This window comes from Streptomyces sp. NPDC012835 (assembly GCF_042900885.1).
In the GTDB taxonomy this organism is placed as follows: domain Bacteria; phylum Actinomycetota; class Actinomycetes; order Streptomycetales; family Streptomycetaceae; genus Streptomyces.
The window spans coordinates 793,611-808,650 of sequence record NZ_JBIBBW010000002.1 but is presented as its reverse complement, the minus strand read 5'-3'; the positions used below and the strand labels follow the sequence as shown (position 1 = coordinate 808,650).

Sequence of the window (15,040 nt, the reverse complement as noted above, 5' to 3'; positions counted from 1 at the left end):
GAATCCGACGGCGAGGAATCGCCACGGGGCCACACCCGCACGGAGGTTGATGGCACGATGGTCCGAGCGGGAACGCCGGGGTGCACGACGCCGTACCCTCCGGTGCCTCTCCCGCTGGCTGGGCTAGGCGGACCGACCGAGGGTGTGATCAGTAGTGGCCATCTCACTGTCTGTGGTGCTTCTGTTGGCGATCATTCTCGTCGTGCTGATCCGCGGGGGCTCGATCAAGGCGGGGCCGGCGATCGTCGCGATCCTCTTCGGCTTCTTCCTCGCCTCCACCAACATCGCGCCGTCGGTGAACAAGTTCCTCAACTCGATAGCCGAGACCATCAACCAGATCAGCTTCTGACCGGCGGCCCGATGCGAGGGGCGCCCGATCCGGCGGGCGGGCCGGAAAACGACCGCGGCCCGTCTCGTGGGGGAATTCCGACGAGACGGGCCGCGGGCCGTGGAGCGGGCGACGGGAATCGAACCCGCGTAGCTAGTTTGGAAGACTAGGGCTCTACCATTGAGCTACGCCCGCACAGAGCGCGCCGCGACTCACGTGAGTGCGGCACGGACAACATCGTAGCGGGTCCCCGCCGTTCGGCGCACACCCGCAAAGCGCCGGTCGAAGATGGCGGCGACGGGCCGCCGGGCATGTACCCTACGTGTCGCACCGACGGGGTGTGGCGCAGCTTGGTAGCGCGTCCGCTTTGGGAGCGGAAGGTCGTCGGTTCGAATCCGGCCACCCCGACCATCTCTTTCACGATCGCATCGCAAGATCACATTGTGGGGCCGTTCCCGCTTGCGGTTACTATGCAAGCTGCGTGCCCGTGTGTCTGCAGAGTCTCTGAAGAACCGGGCCGATCCGCTGGGACCGCCGCAGTGCGGCGGACGCAGCAGAACCCAAGAATCAGCCACCAAGGAGACCGAACCGTGAAGAGCGCCGTGGAGACCCTGAACCCGACTCGGGTTCGGCTCACAGTCGAGGTGCCCTTCGAGGAGCTCAAGGACAGCCTCGACGCGGCGTACAAGAAGATCAACCAGCAGGTCACGGTGAAGGGCTTCCGTAAGGGCAAGATCCCGGCCCGGATCATCGACCAGCGGTTCGGGCGTGGTGCTGTGCTGGAGGAGGCCGTCAACGACGCCCTCCCGAAGTTCTACACCGAAGCGGTCAACGAGGGTGAGATCAATGTCCTCGGCCAGCCCGACGTCGACATCACGGAGCTGAAGGACGGCGAACTGCTCGCCTTCACCGCCGAGGTCGACGTCCGTCCCGTCATCGAGATCCCGGACTACTCCGGCATCGCGGTCACCGTCGACCCCATCGAGGTCAGCGACGAGGACATCGAGAAGTCGGTCGAGCAGCTCCGTGACCGCTTCGCCTCGACCAACCCGGTCGAGCGCGCCGCCGCCGACGGCGACGTCGTCACGATCGACCTGGAGGCCAAGGTCGACGGCGAGGTCCTGCCCGACGGTGTCGCCGAGGGTGTGCAGTACACCATCGGCTCCGGCGACCTGCTGGACGGCATCGACGAGGCCGTCACCGGCCTGGAGGCCGGTGGCGAGGCCACCTTCACCTCCGAGCTGAAGGGCGGCGCCGCCGAGGGCAAGGAGGCCGAGGTCACCGTCAAGGTCAGCCAGGTCGCCGCCCGTGAGCTGCCCGAGCTGGACGACGAGTTCGCCCAGCTGGCGAGCGAGTTCGACACGCTCGACGAGCTGAAGGCCGACAGCCGCAAGCGCCTGGAGAGCAGCAAGCAGTACGAGCAGGCCACGCAGGCCCAGGAGCGCGTCCTCGACGCCCTCCTGGAGCTGGCCGAGGTGCCGATCCCCGAGAAGCTTCTCGCGGAGGAGATCAACACCCGCAAGCACAACCTGGAGCACCACCAGCTCGGTCAGATGGGCCTCGACCTCGCCAAGTACCTGGAGATCCAGGGCAAGACCGAGGAGGAGTTCGACGCCGAGACCAAGCAGCAGGCGGAGAAGGGCATCAAGACCCAGTTCATCCTCGACGAGCTGGTCAACAAGGAGAAGCTGAACGTCAACCAGGAGGAGCTCACCGAGCACCTCATGCGGCGCGCGCAGTCCTCCGGCATGTCCCCCGACCAGTTCGCCCAGGCGGTCGTCGAGGGTGGCCAGGTGCCGATGCTGGTCGGCGAGGTCGCCCGCGGCAAGGCCCTCGCGGTGGTGGTCGAGGCCGCCACGGTCACCGACACCAACGGCAAGCCGGTCGAGCTGGACGACGAGGACGAGTCCGACGAGACGGCCGAGGTGTCCGAGGACGCCCCCGCCGCCGAGTCGGCCGACGCCGGCAAGGCCGAGGCCACGACGGACGAGGCCAAGGACGAGAAGGCCGGAGCCTGAGCGTTCCGCTCCTCATGACCGGACGGGCCCCGGACGCGACCACGCGCCCGGGGCCCGACCTGTCCCGGCCCCCTGGCCGGTCCGCGACGCCTCCCGCGCGGGTCCTGCCGGGCTCCCGGCCGCCTCCCGGGGCCGACCCCCGGATCCCCCCCCGCGAGCCCGGCAGGAAGCCGCGTACGGCCTCAACTACCTTGCGCTCCCAGCGAACAGCCACGGAAGCGGGATGGCGCCCGCCGACCAGCGCGTTAGGGTCCATGAATACGAGGGCAGGGGAGTCTCCCGTCCCCGGTACGAAGACGCTGAGACGGCCAAAGCCGTCAGAGACGAGCAGGTGTATACGTGACGAATCTGATGCCTTACGCCGCCGGTGAGCCGTCCCTCGGTGGTGGCCTCGGCGACCAGGTCTACAGCCGGCTGCTCGGAGAGCGGATCATCTTCCTCGGCCAGCAGGTCGACGACGACATCGCCAACAAGATCACGGCGCAGCTCCTCCTCCTCGCGGCCGAGCCCGAGAAGGACATCTACCTCTACATCAACAGCCCCGGTGGTTCCGTCACGGCCGGCATGGCCGTCTACGACACCATGCAGTACATCCCGAACGACGTCGTCACCATCGGGATGGGCATGGCGGCCTCCATGGGCCAGTTCCTGCTGACCGGCGGCACCTCGGGCAAGCGGTTCGCGCTGCCCAACACCGACATCCTGATGCACCAGGGCTCCGCCGGTATCGGCGGTACGGCCTCGGACATCAAGATCCAGGCCGAATACCTGCTCCGCACCAAGAAGCGCATGGCGGAGATCACGGCCCACCACTCGGGCCAGAGCGTGGAAACGATCATCCGGGACGGCGACCGCGACAAGTGGTTCACCGTGGAAGAGGCCAAGGAATACGGCCTGATCGACGAGATCATCTCCGCTGCTTCGGGCGTTCCGGGCGGCGGCGGTACCGGGGCCTGACGTACCCACGTACACCCGCCCCGCATCAGCCCGCCCAGCCCTATCGAACGCCACAGGATGGTGAAGACTCCCATGAACAACTACTCCGCGAGCGGCCTCTACTCCGGCCCGCAGGTGGACAACCGTTACGTCGTGCCGCGTTTCGTGGAGCGCACCTCGCAGGGTGTGCGCGAGTACGACCCGTACGCGAAGCTCTTCGAGGAGCGCGTCATCTTCCTCGGCGTGCAGATCGACGACGCGTCCGCCAACGACGTCATGGCACAGCTGCTGTGCCTGGAGTCGATGGACCCCGACCGTGACATCTCGATCTACATCAACAGCCCCGGCGGCTCGATGACGGCCCTCACGGCCATCTACGACACGATGCAGTTCGTGAAGCCCGACATCCAGACCGTCTGCATGGGCCAGGCCGCCTCGGCCGCCGCCGTCCTGCTCGCCGCGGGCACCCCTGGCAAGCGGCTGGCGCTGCCCAACGCGCGCGTGCTGATCCACCAGCCGTCCAGCCAGACCGGCCGTGAGCAGCTCTCCGACCTGGAGATCGCGGCCAACGAGATCCTCCGGATGCGCTCGCAGCTGGAGGAGATGCTCGCCCGGCACTCCACCACGCCGATCGAGAAGGTCCGCGACGACATCGAGCGCGACAAGATCCTCACGGCCGACGACGCGCTCGCGTACGGCCTGGTCGACCAGATCGTGTCGACCCGCAAGACGACGGCCGCCGCAGCGGCCGCCTGACCACCCGGCGCCCTTGGCGCGGGCTCGCACCGGTCGCAGCGGACATTCCACGACCATGCGAACCGTGCCAAGGGGGGCCCGAACGGGGGCCCGGGCAAGGTACCGTCGGATATGAGGCACAGGAGCCGCTGAACCAGGCTGCTCCCAGGCGAAGGGGAAGCACCTCGTGGCACGCATCGGTGATGGCGGCGACCTGCTCAAGTGCTCGTTCTGCGGGAAGAGCCAGAAGCAGGTGAAGAAGCTCATCGCAGGTCCCGGTGTCTACATCTGCGACGAGTGCATCGACCTCTGCAATGAGATCATCGAGGAAGAACTCGCGGAGACCTCCGAGGTCCGCTGGGAGGAACTGCCCAAGCCGCGCGAGATCTACGAGTTCCTCGAGGGGTACGTCGTCGGGCAGGAGCCCGCGAAGAAGGCCCTCTCGGTGGCGGTCTACAACCACTACAAGCGCGTCCAGGCCGGTGAGAACGGCGGTGGCGCGGGTCGCGAGGACGCGATCGAGCTGGCCAAGTCCAACATTCTGCTGCTCGGCCCCACCGGCTCGGGCAAGACGCTCCTCGCGCAGACACTGGCGCGCATGCTGAACGTACCGTTCGCCATCGCCGACGCGACGGCGCTCACGGAGGCCGGCTATGTCGGCGAGGACGTCGAGAACATCCTGCTGAAGCTGATCCAGGCGGCCGACTACGACGTCAAGAAGGCCGAGACCGGGATCATCTACATCGACGAGATCGACAAGGTCGCCCGCAAGAGCGAGAACCCGTCGATCACCCGCGATGTCTCCGGCGAGGGCGTCCAGCAGGCGCTGCTGAAGATCCTGGAGGGCACCACCGCCTCCGTACCGCCGCAGGGCGGCCGGAAGCACCCGCACCAGGAGTTCATCCAGATCGACACGACGAACGTGCTGTTCATCGTGGGCGGCGCCTTCTCCGGCCTGGAGAAGATCATCGAGTCCCGCGCGGGCGCGAAGGGCATCGGCTTCGGCGCGACGATCCGCTCCAAGCGCGAGGTCGAGGAGAGCGACCAGTTCCAGGAGGTCATGCCGGAGGACCTGGTGAAGTTCGGGATGATCCCCGAGTTCATCGGCCGTCTCCCCGTGCTGACCTCGGTCCACAACCTCGACCGCGAGGCGCTGCTCCAGATCCTGGTCGAGCCGCGCAACGCGCTGGTCAAGCAGTACCAGCGCCTCTTCGAAATCGACGGTGTGGAGCTGGACTTCGACCGTCCGGCCCTGGAGGCCATCGCCGACCAGGCGATCCTGCGCGGCACCGGCGCGCGCGGGCTGCGCGCCATCCTCGAAGAGGTCCTCCAGTCGGTCATGTACGAGGTGCCGTCCCGCAAGGACGTCGCCCGGGTCGTCATCACGGCGGAGGTCGTCCGCGACAACGTGAACCCGACGCTGGTCCCGCGCGAGCCGCGCATCGTGAAGAACGACGGCCGCCACGAGAAGTCCGCGTAGCGGTCGCGGGTACGTAGGCACGACACAGGGGCGCCCGGCCGGTCCAACCGGCCGGGCGCCCCTGTGTGTTGACCGCGCCGGGGTCAGATCTTGGTGCGGGAGGAGCCGTAGAGCTTGGCGGCGAGCGCGGCCGTGTCCTCCTGGGACGTGGTCGCCTTGCCGGTGAGGAGCCCGGCCACGTCGGCGGCCGTGACCACACCGACCGTGGAGTAGTCGGCCCAGATGCAGGTGGGGACCTCGTACTCCTTCGGGCCCTTCTCCATGGTCCCGTCGCCTTTGGGGTTGATGAACTTGATGTTCTGGCACTTCATCAGCGCGCCCTCGAAGCCGTCCGGCGTGACCAGCTTGGCGCTGCCGACCAGTTCGGCCTTGATGCCGGTGGTCGGGTCCTCGTCGGTGACGCCGTTGAAGGAGTTGTCGATGACCAGCGCCGGGTCGTCCACCTCTCCCCACCAGCCCTGGAGCGAGACGGTCTTCGCGGTCGCCTCGCTGCCGGCCGTGTAGTTGGTGGCCACCTGGGTGGGGTTCTTGACGCCCTTCTTCTCGACCTCCGTCTTCTTGGCGCCGGTCAGCTCGCTGCTGATGGGTTCCTGGGGGCGCTTGTACGAGTCGAGCGACGCCGCGGGCGTCAGCTTGTACCCCTTCGTGTCGTCCGCGACATCGCTGTTGCTCGCGCCGCCCGAGGTGAGGAAGTACACCCCACCCGTTATCACCGCCAGCGCCACCACGGCCACACCGATGATCAGGCCGGTCTTCTTCTTCGGCGCGTCCTGCGGGGGCGGGTACGCGCCCCCGCCCCACTGCGGCTGCTGGCCGTACGGGGGCTGCGGGGGCGGCTGCTGGCCGTAGGGGCCGGCCGGCTGGCCCGGCTGGCCCGGCTGGCCCGGCTGCTGCGGGTAGCCGTAGCCCGGGGCCGGCGGGGGCTGCTGCGGCGGAACGCCCTGCGGCGCCTGCGGCGGGTAACCGTAGCCGGGCTGGGGCTGCTGCGGCGGAACGCCCTGCGGCGCCTGCGGCGGGTAACCGTAGCCGGGCTGGGGCTGGCCCTGCGGCTGCTGACCGTGAGGACCCGGCTGACCGTAAGGACCCGGCTGGCCGTACGGGCCGGGCTGCTGCGGCTCCTGCGGCGGCTGCCCTCCGTACGGGCCCGGCTGGTTGTAGCTCATGTGTGCAGTCCCCCTGTGAGATGTTTATGCGTTTCGAACATCCTGACGTAAGGGCGGGGCGCCGAGAGTGCCGGGGGCCGCACCGTTACGGAACAACCCGTTTCGGCACACAGCTGTGACACCTCTAAACTGAGTCCCGTGACCGAGAACACTCAGCAGCAGCCAGCCAGCAACCCCGAACTGCCGACCCAGTACGTTCCGGCCGAGGTGGAGGGGAAGCTGTACGAGCGCTGGGTAGAGCGCGGTTACTTCGCGGCGGACGCGAAAAGCGACAAGGAGCCGTACACCGTCGTCATCCCGCCGCCCAACGTCACGGGCAGCCTGCACCTCGGGCACGCCTTCGAGCACACCCTGATCGACGCCCTGACCCGCCGCAAGCGCATGCAGGGGTACGAGACGCTGTGGCAGCCCGGCATGGACCACGCCGGCATCGCCACCCAGAACGTCGTCGAACGGGAGCTGGCCAAGGAGGGCAAGTCCCGCCACGACCTGGGGCGCGAGGCGTTCGTCGAGCGCGTCTGGCAGTGGAAGGACGAGTCCGGCGGCCAGATCTCCGGGCAGATGCGGCGGCTCGGGGACGGCGTCGACTGGTCGCGCGAGCGCTTCACGATGGACGAGGGGCTGTCCAAGGCCGTCCAGACCATCTTCAAGAAGCTCTACGACGACGAGCTGATCTACCGCGCCGAGCGCATCATCAACTGGTGCCCGCGCTGTCTCACCGCGATCTCCGACATCGAGGTCGAGTACCAGGACGACGACGGCGAGCTGGTCTCGCTGAAGTACGGCGACGGCGAGGACTCCGTCATCGTCGCGACCACCCGCGCCGAGACGATGCTCGGTGACACGGCCGTCGCCGTCCACCCCGACGACGAGCGGTACGCGCACCTCGTCGGCAAGCGGATCAAGCTGCCGCTCACCGACCGTACGATCCCGGTCGTCGCGGACGAGCACGTCGACCCGGAGTTCGGTACCGGCGCGGTCAAGGTGACCCCCGCGCACGACCCGAACGACTTCGAGATCGGCCGCCGCCACGACCTGCCGAACATCACGGTCATGGACGAGCGCGCGGTGATCACCGTCCCCGGCCCCTTCGAGGGGCTCGACCGGATGGAGGCGCGCGCCGCCATCGTCGCCGCGCTGCGCGCCGAGGGCCGGATCGTCGCCGAGAAGCGCCCGTACACGCACTCCGTCGGGCACTGCTCGCGCTGCAAGACGACCATCGAGCCCCGGCTGTCGCTCCAGTGGTGGGTCAAGGTCGGGCCGCTGGCCAAGGCCGCCGGTGATGTCGTCCGCGACGGACAGGTGAAGATCCACCCGGCGGAGATGGAGCCCCGCTACTTCGGCTGGGTCGACAACCTCCGCGACTGGTGCATCTCGCGCCAGCTGTGGTGGGGCCACCGCATCCCCGTCTGGTACGGGCCGAACGGCGAGGTCGTCTGCGTCGGCCCCGACGACGAGGCACCGACCGGCGAGGGGTGGACGCAGGACACCGACGTCCTGGACACCTGGTTCTCGTCCGGGCTGTGGCCGTTCTCCACGCTGGGCTGGCCCGAACAGACCGAGAGCGTCGAGAAGTTCTATCCGAACTCGGTCCTCGTCACCGGCTACGACATCCTCTTCTTCTGGGTCGCCCGGATGATGATGTTCGGCCTGTACGCGATGGACGGCACCCCGCCGTTCCACACCATCGTGCTGCACGGCATGGTCCGCGACCAGTTCGGCAAGAAGATGTCGAAGTCCTTCGGGAACGCGGTCAATCCGCTGGACTGGATGGACACCTACGGCTCGGACGCGGTCCGCTTCACGCTGGCCCGCGGCGCCAACCCCGGTGTCGACGTGCCGATCGGCGAGGACTGGGTCCAGGGCTCCCGCAACTTCGCCAACAAGATCTGGAACGCCACGCGCTTCGCGATGATGAACGGCGCGACCGTCGAGGGCGAGCTGCCCGACGCCGCCGAGATGTCCGCGAGCGACCGCTGGATCCTCTCCCGGCTGAACTCGGTGGTCGCGGAGGTCGACGCGTACTACGAGGACTACCAGTTCGCGAAGCTCTCCGACACCCTCTTCCACTTCGCGTGGGACGAGGTCTTCGACTGGTACGTGGAGCTGTCCAAGACCTCGTTCTTCGCCGGCGGCGAGCCCGCGAAGGTCTCCGGGCGGGTCCTCGGCGAAGTCCTCGACGTCACCCTGCGCCTCCTCCACCCGGTCATCCCGTACGTCACCGAGACGCTCTGGACCACGCTCACCGGCCGGGAGTCGGTCGTCATCGCCGACTGGCCGGAGGACAGCCGCTTCCGGGACGCGGCGGCCGAGCGCGAGATCGACAACCTCCAGCAGGTCATCACCGAGGTCCGCCGCTTCCGCTCCGACCAGGGCCTCCAGCCGGGGCAGAAGGTCCCGGCCCGGCTCGACCTGTCGGGCACCTCGCTCGCCGCGCACGAGGCGGCCATCCGCCAGCTGCTGCGGCTGCTGCCGGCCGAGGAGGGCTTCCACGCGACCGCGACCCTGCCGGTCGCGGGCGCCACGGTGGCGCTCGACCTCTCCGGCACGATCGACGTCGAGGCGGAGCGCAAGCGGCTGACCAAGGACCTCGCCGCCGCCGAGAAGGAGAAGGCACAGGCCGCCGCGAAGCTGGGCAACGAGGCGTTCCTCGCCAAGGCCCCGGACAACGTCGTCGACAAGATCCGCGGCCGGCTCGCCAAGGCGGAGGCCGACATCGAGCGCATCACCGCACAGGTCGCGGCGCTGCCCCGGGGCTGACGCGACCCGTACCGACAGGGCCCCCGGCCGCACCGGCCGGGGGCCCCGCGCGTGCCGGGGCGGGGCGCGCCCGGCCGCTGTCGGTGGCCCTCCGTAGACTGGTGGCGTGAGTGAGCACCGTCCTTCCGACCAGCCCGGCGAGCCCGACGATTTCGACGAGATCGTCGCGGCCGCGACCGACCGAGACCCCGACCTCGCGGTGATCGAGGCCGGCAGCCGCACGCTCCGTGCCCAGGCGGGTCCGCCCGCCGGTGACGACGTTCCGGCCCGCCCCGAGGACCCGGAGGTGGACAAGGCGCTGCGCGCCGTGGAGCAGCAGCTCGCGGAGCGCTGGGGCGAGACGAAGCTCGACCCGTCGCTGGTGCGCATCGCCGCGCTGATGGACGTCCTGGGGGAGCCCCAGCGCGCCTACCCGTCGATCCACATCACGGGAACGAACGGCAAGACGTCCACCGCCCGCATGATCGAGGCGCTGCTCAGCGCGTTCGAGCTGCGCACCGGCCGCTACACCAGCCCGCACGTCCAGTCGCTCACGGAGCGGATCAGCCTGGACGGCGCCCCGATCTCCGCCGAGCGGTTCATCGAGACGTACGCGGACATCAAGCCGTACATCGAGATGGTCGACGCGGCCCAGGAGCACCGGCTCTCCTACTTCGAGGTGCTGACCGGCATGGCGTACGCGGCGTTCGCGGACGCGCCGGTGGACGCCGCGGTGGTCGAGGTCGGCATGGGCGGCAGCTGGGACGCGACGAACGTCATCGACGCCTCGGTCGCCGTGGTCACCCCCATCGACCTGGACCACACGGACCGGCTCGGCTCCACTCCCGGCGAGATCGCCGGGGAGAAGTCCGGGATCATCAAGCAGGGCTCGACGGTCATCCTGGCGCAGCAGCCGGTGGACGCCGCGCAGGTCCTGCTCAAGAAGGCCGTCGACGTGGACGCGACGGTGGCCCGCGCGGGCATGGAGTTCGGCGTGGTCGCGCGCGAGATCGCGGTCGGCGGCCAGCTGCTGACCCTGCGCGGCCTCGGCGGTGAGTACGAGCAGGTCTTCCTGCCGCTGTACGGCGCGCACCAGGCGCACAACGCGGCGGTGGCGCTCGCCGCCGTGGAGGCGTTCTTCGGCATCGGCGCCGAGCAGCCCCGTCCGCTGGACATGGACACCGTCCGCAAGGCGTTCGCCTCGGTCTCCTCGCCGGGCCGCCTGGAGGTCGTCAGGCGCTCGCCGACGGTCGTGCTGGACGCCGCGCACAACCCGGCAGGCGCGCGGGCGGCGGCCGACGCCGTCACGGAGTCCTTCGGCTTCAGCCGGCTGATCGGGGTGCTCGGGTCCCTGGACGGCAAGGACGTGCGGGGGGTGCTCGAAGCGCTGGAGCCGATCTGTACGGAGCTGGTGGTCACGCGGAACTCCAGCCATCGCGCGATGGACGTGGACGAGCTGGCGGGCGTCGCCGTCGAGGTCTTCGGCGAGGACCGCGTCCAGGTGGAGGCGCGTCTGGACGACGCGCTGGAGGCGGCGATCACGCTGGCCGAGGAGGAGTCCGAGTTCGCCGGGGCCGGGGTGCTGGTGACCGGCTCCGTCATGACGGTCGGCGAGGCCCGGCTGCTGCTGAAGAGGGGCTGAAACCCATGCGAACGCTCTGTGCGTCCACCCTGATCGGCGAGTTCTTCGTGATCGGCTTCGCCGGTCTGGTCGCCATGAAGTCGGACGACCTGTCGATGGGCACGGTGTGGACGGTCTGCGGCGTCGGGATGCTGCTCTCCGTGCTGCTCTGCGGGATGATCACCCGCCCCGGCGGCGTGGGGATCGGCTGGGCGTTCCAGCTCCTGCTGATCGCCAGTGGCTTCGTGGTCCCCGCCATGTTCGTGCTCGGCGTCATCTTCGCGGTGCTGTGGTGGGCCTCGGTCCACTACGGCCGCAGGATCGACGAGGCCAAGGCCCGCTGGGCCGCTCAGGCGGAGACCGGGGCGGGAGCGGCGTAGGCCGGGGCCCGGGGCGGTTCCGGGCCGGGCGGGGGAGCCCGGTAATCTCAGCCGACCGCACTCTTTTGGCTGCAAGGAGCCGCACATATGACCCAGCGCACCCTCGTCCTCCTCAAGCCGGACGCCGTCCGCCGCGGACTCGTGGGCGAGATCATCGGCCGTATCGAGCGCAAGGCGGGCTGGACCATCAGCGCGCTGGAGATGCGCACGCTCGACCAGGACACGCTGGAGCAGCACTACGGCGAGCACAAGGGCAAGCCCTTCTACGAGCCGCTCGTCGCCTTCATGGCCTCGGGCCCGGTGGTCGCTCTCGTCGTCGACGGCGAGCGGGTCATCGAGGGCGTACGCGCGCTCTCCGGTCCGACTGACCCGATCGCCGCGGCTCCCGGGTCCATCCGGGGGGATTTCGGCACCATCGTCCGGGAGAACCTGATTCACGCCTCGGACTCCGAGGAGTCCGCCATTCGGGAACTTAAAATCTTCTTCCCCGGACTTTCCTGACCAACTGTCAGCCAAACGGCGCTGACGACCTGGGGCGACCGAAGGAATTCGGTCGCCTTTGGGCATATCTAGGCCACTTCCGGGAACGCATCGGTCCGACACTTCGTCACTCCTATTGAGGTGGGCCAGCGCGCCGCCGCCCTTCCGGCGGCACTACGATGGAAACCTCCACGCCAAAGCACCCACCTCGCCATCCTGAAAAGCCATCAACGCTTGGGAAGGCCAGACGCATCCTCATGGGGAACAACATGTCGTTCATCGGCCGTGACATGGCTGTCGACCTCGGGACCGCCAACACGCTGGTGTACGTCAGGGGCCGGGGCATCGTGCTCAACGAGCCGTCCGTGGTCGCCATCAACACCAACACGGGCGGCATTCTCGCGGTCGGCTCCGAGGCGAAGAAGATGATCGGCCGGACGCCCGGCAATATCGTTGCCGTCCGGCCGCTGAAGGACGGCGTGATCGCCGACTTCGAAATCACCGAGCGGATGCTGCGCTACTTCATCCTGAAGATCCACAAGCGCCGCTATCTCGCCCGCCCCCGCGTTGTCGTCTGCGTGCCCTCCGGTATCACGGGAGTCGAGCGCCGTGCCGTCATCGAGGCGTCCACCCAGGCCGGCGCGCGCCAGGTGCACATCATCGAGGAGCCCATGGCCGCCGCCATCGGCTCCGGGCTCCCCGTGCACGAGGCGACCGGCAACATGGTCGTCGACATCGGCGGCGGCACCACCGAGGTCGCGGTGATCTCGCTCGGCGGCATCGTCACCGCGCAGTCCATCCGGGTGGCCGGCGACGAGCTGGACAACGCGATCATCCAGCACGTCAAGAAGGAGTACTCGCTCCTCCTGGGCGAGCGGACCGCCGAGAGCATCAAGATCACCATCGGGTCCGCCTACGACCTGGACAAGGACGAGCACACCGAGATCCGCGGCCGTGACCTGGTCTCCGGGCTGCCGAAGACCGTCGTCATCTCCGCCGCCGAGGTCCGCAAGGCCATCGAGGAGCCGGTCAACGCGATCGTCGACGCGGTGAAGACCACGCTCGACAAGTGCCCGCCCGAGCTGTCCGGTGACGTGATGGACCGGGGGATCGTCCTCACCGGCGGCGGCGCGCTGCTGCGCGGTCTGGACGAGCGGCTGCGCCGGGAGACCGGGATGCCCATCCACATCGCCGAGGACCCGCTGGACTCCGTCGCCCTCGGATCCGGCAAGTGCGTCGAGGAGTTCGAGGCGCTCCAGCAGGTGCTGGACGCGCAGCCCCGCAGGTAGCCGGTGGCGAAGCCTGCCGGGAGGGGCACTGGGATGCGGCGGATCGTCGGTACACAGGCAGAATCATTCCTACGAGGAAGGCACGGCCGCCGCACGTGAGGGACACACGAGAGAGCCGTCTGCTCTTGGTGCTGCTGATCGCCATCGCGTTCGCCCTGATCACCGTGGACATCCGCGGTGGTGAGGAATCCCCGGTCGACGGAGCGCGGCAGGCCGCCGCGACGGTCTTCGGACCGGTGGAGAACGGGGTCGCGTCCGCGGTCAATCCGGTCGGCAACGCCATAGGAGCCGTCCGGGACTCCGCCGCGCGCCACGACCGCGTCGCCGCTCTCCAGCGCGAGAACACCGCGCTGAAGCAGCGGCTCGGCAGCGACGACCGCAACCGCAGCCGGGTGCGCGAGCTGGACAAGATGCTCAAGGCGGCCGGCGCCGGCCAGTACGGCATCAAGGGCGCCCAGGTCATCGCCATAGGAGCGGCCCAGGGCTTCTCCTGGACCATCACCATCGACATGGGCCGCAACGACGGCATCACGCGCGACATGACCGTCATCAACGGCGAGGGACTCGTCGGCCGCGTCACCACCGTCGGGCCGAACACCGCGACCGTGCTGCTCGCCAACGACCCGGGTTTCACGGTCGGTACGCGCATGGAGAAGTCCGACGAGCTGGGCTTCGCCACGGGACAGGGCGACCGGCCGCTCTCCGTGCAGCTCCTCAACGGCAAGGCCAAGATCAAGAAGGGCGATCGGCTGGTCACCTTCGGGTCCAGCAAGGACAAGCCCTTCGTGCCCGGCGTCCCGGTCGGTGAGGTCGTCCGCGTGGACCCGTCCGGCGGCGATCTGACCCGTACCCTCTCCGTCCGTCCCTTCGTCGGCTTCACCAAGCTCGACCTCGTCGGTGTCGTCGTCGAGGCGCCCCGGCAGGACCCGCGCGACACGGTGCTGCCGCCCAAGTCCAAGCCCACCCCCACGCCCACCGTCACCGTCACGGTCACCCCGTCCCCGGACGGCAACACCGAGCTGAACCCCAACGGCGAGGCCGACCGCGAGGCGGTGGGAGCCGTCACCGGCGAGACACCCGCACCGGCCGTCGCCGACGGCCGGACCAATGGCCAGGCCGGCGACCGGCTCCCCGGCGGCGGCGACGCCCGGCCGGACGGCGACGACCCGGCAGACGAGCAGGAGTAGAGCTGATCCCCATGCGCTTCAACCGGATTCTGCTCTCGGCCACGCTGGTCGTGGTCGCCCTGGTGGTCCAGGTGTCCGTCCTCGCCCGGCTCCAGCTGCCCGGCGCCGTGCCCGACCTGATGCTCCTGGTCGTCCTCGCCCTGGCCTTCGTGTACGGGCATGTCAGCGGCGCGCTGATCGGCTTCGGCGCGGGCCTGCTGGCCGACCTCGCCCCGCCCGCCGACCACGCCGCCGGCCGCTACGCCCTGGTGCTCTGCGTCATCGGCTACCTCGCGGGTCTGGTGCGCCCCGAGAAGGGCCAGCTGCGCTCGGCGTTCGTCCCGATGGCCGCGGTCGTCGCCGCCGCCCTCGGCTCGACCCTGCTCTACGCGGGCGTGGGCGCCCTCGTCGGTGACACCGCCGCCCGCCATGTCGGCCTGGCCGGGCTGCTGTTCACCGCCGCCGTCTACGATCTGCTGCTCGCGCCGTTCACCGTGCCGCTGGTGATGTGGCTGGCCAGACGCGCCGACAACGACCCGCTCGCCGAATCCGGCAACAGCGGCGGCAGCGATGTCGCCGCGGGCTGGATCACCGGCGGCACCGGTCTGCGGATCGGCGGCCAGCGCGGCGGACTGCGGCTCAAGGCGGCCCGCAGCCGGGCCGCGCGCGCCGGCCGCATCAAGGGGGTCAAGCGCCTGTGAGCAC

At 69.3% G+C, this 15,040-nt stretch carries 13 protein-coding genes and 2 tRNA genes; 13 read left to right on the top strand and 2 right to left on the bottom strand.

The window, feature by feature from the left end; genetic code table 11:
* Positions 1-154 precede the first annotated feature (154 nt).
* On the top strand, positions 155-349 hold the full coding sequence (locus ACFY6S_RS11070; protein ID WP_388825712.1) for a hypothetical protein: 195 nt from the start codon (positions 155-157) through the stop codon (positions 347-349).
* A 100-nt stretch (positions 350-449) separates the two neighbouring features.
* On the opposite strand, the gene ACFY6S_RS11065 is transcribed toward ACFY6S_RS11070, so the two are convergent.
* A tRNA-Gly gene (locus tag ACFY6S_RS11065) sits at positions 450-523 on the bottom strand.
* Between the two features lie 139 nt (positions 524-662).
* On the opposite strand from ACFY6S_RS11065, the gene ACFY6S_RS11060 reads away from it, so the two are divergent.
* From ACFY6S_RS11060 to clpX, 5 genes are all read left to right on the top strand, one after another.
* A tRNA-Pro gene (locus ACFY6S_RS11060) sits at positions 663-739 on the top strand.
* 179 nt (positions 740-918) lie between these two features.
* Positions 919-2,346: a trigger factor gene (gene tig / locus ACFY6S_RS11055; RefSeq protein ID WP_388825715.1), complete on the top strand. Its 1,428-nt coding sequence runs from the start codon at positions 919-921 to the stop codon at positions 2,344-2,346.
* Between the two features lie 351 nt (positions 2,347-2,697).
* On the top strand, positions 2,698-3,303 hold the full coding sequence (locus ACFY6S_RS11050) for an ATP-dependent Clp protease proteolytic subunit (protein ID WP_388825851.1): 606 nt from the start codon (positions 2,698-2,700) through the stop codon (positions 3,301-3,303).
* Between the two features lie 57 nt (positions 3,304-3,360).
* Positions 3,361-4,038 (top strand): ATP-dependent Clp protease proteolytic subunit, encoded by a 678-nt coding sequence (locus ACFY6S_RS11045; protein ID WP_388825718.1) that lies wholly within the window; start codon positions 3,361-3,363, stop codon positions 4,036-4,038.
* Between the two features lie 166 nt (positions 4,039-4,204).
* Positions 4,205-5,497, top strand: coding sequence for an ATP-dependent Clp protease ATP-binding subunit ClpX (clpX, locus tag ACFY6S_RS11040; protein WP_114621946.1), 1,293 nt, complete (start codon positions 4,205-4,207; stop codon positions 5,495-5,497).
* An 83-nt stretch (positions 5,498-5,580) separates the two neighbouring features.
* Here the strand turns inward: clpX and ACFY6S_RS11035 are convergent, their stop codons facing one another.
* Positions 5,581-6,660 (bottom strand): hypothetical protein, encoded by a 1,080-nt coding sequence (locus ACFY6S_RS11035; protein ID WP_388825723.1) that lies wholly within the window; start codon positions 6,658-6,660, stop codon positions 5,581-5,583.
* A 138-nt stretch (positions 6,661-6,798) separates the two neighbouring features.
* Here ACFY6S_RS11035 and ACFY6S_RS11030 point away from each other — a divergent pair, with 138 nt between their 5' ends.
* The 7 genes from ACFY6S_RS11030 to mreD all read left to right on the top strand — a co-directional run bounded on the left by ACFY6S_RS11030 (position 6,799) and on the right by mreD (position 15,036).
* Positions 6,799-9,420, top strand: a complete 2,622-nt coding sequence (locus ACFY6S_RS11030) for a valine--tRNA ligase (protein ID WP_388825726.1) — start codon at positions 6,799-6,801, stop codon at positions 9,418-9,420.
* Positions 9,421-9,526: 106 nt separating this feature from the next.
* Positions 9,527-11,041, top strand: coding sequence for a bifunctional folylpolyglutamate synthase/dihydrofolate synthase (locus ACFY6S_RS11025; protein WP_388825729.1), 1,515 nt, complete (start codon positions 9,527-9,529; stop codon positions 11,039-11,041).
* A 5-nt stretch (positions 11,042-11,046) separates the two neighbouring features.
* Positions 11,047-11,400, top strand: a complete 354-nt coding sequence (locus tag ACFY6S_RS11020) for a DUF4233 domain-containing protein (protein ID WP_388825732.1) — start codon at positions 11,047-11,049, stop codon at positions 11,398-11,400.
* Positions 11,401-11,487: 87 nt separating this feature from the next.
* Complete coding sequence (ndk, locus tag ACFY6S_RS11015; protein ID WP_388825735.1) at positions 11,488-11,901, top strand: nucleoside-diphosphate kinase; 414 nt, start codon at positions 11,488-11,490, stop codon at positions 11,899-11,901.
* 248 nt (positions 11,902-12,149) lie between these two features.
* A complete protein-coding gene (locus ACFY6S_RS11010; RefSeq protein ID WP_114621988.1) occupies positions 12,150-13,169 on the top strand; it encodes a rod shape-determining protein in 1,020 nt (339 codons plus the stop codon).
* A gap of 95 nt (positions 13,170-13,264) precedes the next feature.
* Entirely contained in the window at positions 13,265-14,356 is a 1,092-nt protein-coding gene (gene mreC, locus ACFY6S_RS11005; RefSeq protein WP_388825738.1) for a rod shape-determining protein MreC, read from the top strand.
* Between the two features lie 11 nt (positions 14,357-14,367).
* On the top strand, positions 14,368-15,036 hold the full coding sequence (gene mreD, locus ACFY6S_RS11000; RefSeq protein WP_388825741.1) for a rod shape-determining protein MreD: 669 nt from the start codon (positions 14,368-14,370) through the stop codon (positions 15,034-15,036).
* Positions 15,037-15,040: the final 4 nt, after the last annotated feature.

Excerpts from the sequence above, each read along its gene's own strand:
- ACFY6S_RS11010 (WP_114621988.1), top strand. The coding sequence starts at position 12,150 with ATGTCGTTCATCGGCCGTGACATGGCTGTCGACCTCGGGACCGCCAAC.
- ACFY6S_RS11020 (WP_388825732.1), top strand. The coding sequence starts at position 11,047 with ATGCGAACGCTCTGTGCGTCCACCCTGATCGGCGAGTTCTTCGTGATC.
- ACFY6S_RS11045 (WP_388825718.1), top strand. The coding sequence starts at position 3,361 with ATGGTGAAGACTCCCATGAACAACTACTCCGCGAGCGGCCTCTACTCC.
- ACFY6S_RS11050 (WP_388825851.1), top strand. The coding sequence starts at position 2,698 with ATGCCTTACGCCGCCGGTGAGCCGTCCCTCGGTGGTGGCCTCGGCGAC.
- ndk (WP_388825735.1), top strand. The coding sequence starts at position 11,488 with ATGACCCAGCGCACCCTCGTCCTCCTCAAGCCGGACGCCGTCCGCCGC.
- ACFY6S_RS11035 (WP_388825723.1), bottom strand. The coding sequence starts at position 6,660 with ATGAGCTACAACCAGCCGGGCCCGTACGGAGGGCAGCCGCCGCAGGAG.
- mreD (WP_388825741.1), top strand. The coding sequence starts at position 14,368 with ATGCGCTTCAACCGGATTCTGCTCTCGGCCACGCTGGTCGTGGTCGCC.